The organism is Deltaproteobacteria bacterium, assembly GCA_016874775.1.
Lineage (GTDB): Bacteria > Desulfobacterota > Binatia > Bin18 > Bin18 > VGTJ01.
This window is the reverse complement of record VGTJ01000304.1, coordinates 1-4106: the sequence shown is the minus strand read 5'-3', so window position 1 is coordinate 4106 and position 4106 is coordinate 1. Positions and strand designations below refer to the sequence as shown.

The following is a 4106-nucleotide window of genomic DNA, read 5'->3' as shown; positions in this document are numbered from 1 at the left end:
GCGGCAAATGACCGTGATCTTATTATTCAAGAACAGAAAACCTGGATCGGCGAACTCGAAAAGGCCAAGAGTTGGCTTGAGGAACAACGAGTGAATTGGCAAACGATAGCTGGAGAGCATGAGAAAATCTGCAAGGAACAGCAGCAGAGAATCGGAGAGTTAGAGAAAGCAAAAGTATGGCTCGAAGAACAGCTACAACGATGGCAGACAGAAGCTGAACGATGGCGTGGACGAGCACAGGAGTGGCAAAGTCGACTGTGGACGCGCATCGGAGTGAAGTTAAAGACGGTTGCGCCTCCAGCCTCTATCGCGTCTGACCCTTCGACGGAGACGAAAAATGATTGATCCCACGAAACCCGATTATACGAATACTCCTGCTTATTTTCAGTACGCGCAGTTTTCCTACGTTCCGGAAAGTACTTCGGCATCACCGTGCGTTACTATATTGACTCCATTCTACAATACCGGAGCGATATTCCATGAGACGGCCCGAACCATTTTGCAGCAATCGTTGCAGCAATGGGAATGGATCATTGTTAACGACGGCTCGACGAATCCTGAAGCATTGGCCATTCTTGACCAATATCGTTTCTCTGACCCCCGCATTCGCATCCTTGATTTGTCCGTGAACCAAGGGCCAAGTGCTGCACGTAACCGGGGATTTCGCGAAGCGACAGCTCCTTTGGTGGTCTTGCTTGATAGTGACAACCTGCTAGAGCCGACTGCAGCGGAGAAGTGGGCGTGGTTTCTTGAATCGTATCCTGAGTTTGCTTTTGTCAAAGGATATTCTGTCGGATTCGGTGCTCACGAATATCTCTGGCAAGAGGGGTTTCATCGCCTCGATGTGTTTCTCGAAGAAAACCAAGTTGACATGACGAGTGCCATTCGCAAAGCCGTGCATAGTGCTGTGAATGGCTATGATGATACGATCAGGGATGGACTCGAAGATTGGGACTTTTGGTTACGATGTGCAGATCACGGGTATTGGGGGGACACGTTGCCTGAATACCTGGACTGGTATCGACGGAGAGCCTCCCATAGTGATCGGTGGGCGAACTGGGATGATGCCGAGCGGCAGCAAGCTTTCCGTGCAAAACTCCGCCAGCGTTATCCGCGCCTATGGAAAAAAGGCATTCCGCGTATCCAAGTTCGTCAACAGCAACCAATGGAGACTGTTCCGTATGAGGCGCCGTGGCAAAACGCCCTCCGGAAAGAGAAACCACGACTGCTGATGCTCCTCCCGTGGATGACCTGCGGGGGAGCAGATAAGTTCAATCTCGATGTCGTCGACCAGATGACCCGCCAAGGGTGGGAGGTGAGTGTCGCAACTACTCTTCCTGGCGATTCTTCGTGGTTTCCCCACTTTACGCGATACACGCCGGACGTTTTTATCTTGCCTCACTTCTTGCGCTTAGTGGATTATCCTCGCTTTCTCCGCTACTTGATCCAATCTCGCCAGATTGATGTCGTGCTTATATCAAACAGTGAGCTAAGCTATTGTTTGCTTCCCTATTTACGTGCGCATTGTCCAGGAGTGGTGTTCCTCGACTATTGCCATATCGAAGAGGAATACTGGAAAAATGGTGGCTATCCTCGGATGGCGGTGGAATATCAGGAACTGTTGGATCTGAATATTGTGTCATCCGAACATCTGAAAACGTGGATGACGGAAAAAGGGGCCGATCCTCAGCGTATTCACGTCTGCTCGACCAATATTGATGCGGATTGCTGGCGGCCTGACCCTGAGCAACGGTCGCGCGTTCGACATGAGCTGCAAGTGAAAGAAGACTTGCCTGTCATTCTTTTTACCGGCCGAATTTGCGCGCAAAAACAACCACGCGTATTGGCTGAGACCGTACTCCGCCTCGCCCGGAAGAGGCTCCCTTTTCTCGTACTGGTAGCGGGCGATGGGCCGGATCTCGAGTGGTTACGCTCATTTGTCAGGAAACAGAAGATCAGCGACTGCGTGCGGCTGCTGGGCACGGTCTCCAACGACCGAGTACGCGAGTTGATGGTAGCTTCCGACCTTTTTTTCTTGCCTTCTCTGTGGGAAGGGATCTCACTGTCGGTTTTCGAAGCAATGGCATGTGGCTTGCCGGTTGTCGGTGCTGACGTCGGAGGACAGCGAGAACTTGTCTCCTCGGACTGTGGGATACTGATGAAGCGAGGGGAAGAACTCGACGAGGCTGAGCGCTACGCAGAGGCGATTGGCTTACTCCTGCAAGATAAAGAACGGAGCCGAAAAATGGGTCAGGCTGGGCGCCGGCGTGTTGAAGGAGCTTTTCGGTTAGACCAAATGGGGAAACGGATGTCGGAGTTGATTACAGAAGCAATCCGGCTCAACTCTATCCAACCGCGAGTGCCAGTAGCACTGGCGGTTGGACAAGTATGTGCTCTCCAAACCATAGAGCATCTACGACTAGTGGCAGTGACCGACTGGTTGTGGCAGGAACGCGAACAGCAGCCTGCGGTGACCGGTCCCCTTAGTATGGGCAGTCCACTGCCCGCTAGTCGATGGCGGACTGCGGCGTACTTTGCCCTCCGGCGCCAGTTTTTAACGTACTACGAGCGTGCGCTGAAGCGAGACATCAAATGGCTCTTGCCCTTGAAGAACCGCATTAAAAGAACTCTGCTGCGTGGGGAAGCACTGTGAGCGATCTACGAGATGTATACATTAGCAAAGTCGTCAGAGGAAAATCCTTCGCTGAGGTTGGCGGCCTCTGGGGAACAGTGAACGAGAAAGTCTCGGTAGCACACGTGCACGGTGCGAATGACTTAGCGATGATTGATGTCTCTCCGCTGGATAGCGACCTTTGGAGTCTCTTTGAAGAACGTAGACGAGCACTACAACTTCCTGAGGTCCGTTGCATCAGTAGTGACCTTGTAGCACTGGCTGAAGGGGCTTCCTGTCCACGGTTCGATGTCGTGCATTGTTCGGGTATTCTGTACCATATTCCTGACCCTCTGCGTTTTCTACGGGCGTTGCGTGCCGTGACCCGGGAGTCTTTGGTGTTGACTTCTGTTGTTACTGCTTCACGTATCGTCAATGAACAAGGCTCGCTAGAGATACCGAAGGCTGCCGCTCTGTTCGTACCTGCTTTGCAAGGGAAGGATCGGGCTGTCATTCAAGCGTATTGGAAGCGTATTGTTGGCACTGGCGCGATCGGTTTGACTCAGGAGACAACTACCTGGAACCTCGACGATTTCGCGCCGTGGTGGTGGCTTCCGACCGTTGAGGCGTTAAAGGCGCTGTGTATGGTTGCCGGTTTTGATTTCCAAGAGGGGGGATATACCTGGAACGACAATGCCTATGTGCAACTGTTATCGGTTCGTTCCTAGCTAAGGTGGAGTGTTGGATTTTTTGCGTTTGTGGTGCGATTACGTGATACCTGGCTCTTTAAGACTGATGTCCTATGTCTTGCTGGGAGTAGCGCTTGTGCTTTCGGCATGCCATCTGTCGAAGTCTGAGCGCGGCACTGATAGAGAAAGATACGTCGGGTTCTCAGTTTTTGGACCGCACTGGCCGCAGGAAAAGACGTTCGCCAGTGAGTCTGAGCAGCTACAGTACCTTGAAAAACAAGGATATCTAGTTGCCCGGCATACCTCGCGTTTGTACGGGAATGCGATCAGAGTGCCGATCTCACCCTGGGTTATTATCGGACGAGACATCCTTGCCGAGGTCCCCGTGGAGTTTGCGACGCAACCCGCGTATCGCCTTGACGACGAGATGCTGATCGCCACTGTCAAGCATGTCCATAATGCTCTGCAGAGTAGTCAGGGAGCATTGGAGAGGGCTCCAACTGCTCAGGACAGTACCTTGTACTGGCGATGCTGGGATGCTTTTTTTCCGGGGTCCAAGCTTATAATCGAGAACTTGAAGCTTCGCCTCATGCGGAGTACCGCCCAATCATTGTCAACTTGCTTTTGGTTGACCGACCACCCGCGCTTATTCTTGAAGCGCCGGCTGGAGGGGCTCGCGCCCACTGCTGTAAAGGTCATTGGGAAGAGGGTTTCACTCTTTGTTTGTTATACGCAGCTACGAGGCGGTAGACTGAGGTCTGATTTCCCCGAATCGGTATGCGTGGTACGGGGACTTTGCGCTTCTT

At 52.5% G+C, this 4106-nt stretch carries 2 protein-coding genes; both read left to right on the top strand.

All coding sequences use genetic code 11. The features are described 5' to 3' along the window. Nucleotides 1–337: 337 nt before the first annotated feature. Complete coding sequence (locus FJ147_27700; GenBank protein MBM4259669.1) at nucleotides 338–2653, top strand: glycosyltransferase; 2316 nt, start codon at nucleotides 338–340, stop codon at nucleotides 2651–2653. After that, on the top strand, nucleotides 2650–3339 hold the full coding sequence (locus tag FJ147_27695) for a hypothetical protein (GenBank protein MBM4259668.1): 690 nt from the start codon (nucleotides 2650–2652) through the stop codon (nucleotides 3337–3339). Before FJ147_27700 ends, FJ147_27695 begins: the two co-directional genes overlap by 4 nt. The last annotated feature ends 767 nt before the right edge of the window (nucleotides 3340–4106 follow it).

Excerpts from the sequence above, each read along its gene's own strand:
- FJ147_27700 (MBM4259669.1), top strand. The coding sequence starts at position 338 with ATGATTGATCCCACGAAACCCGATTATACGAATACTCCTGCTTATTTT.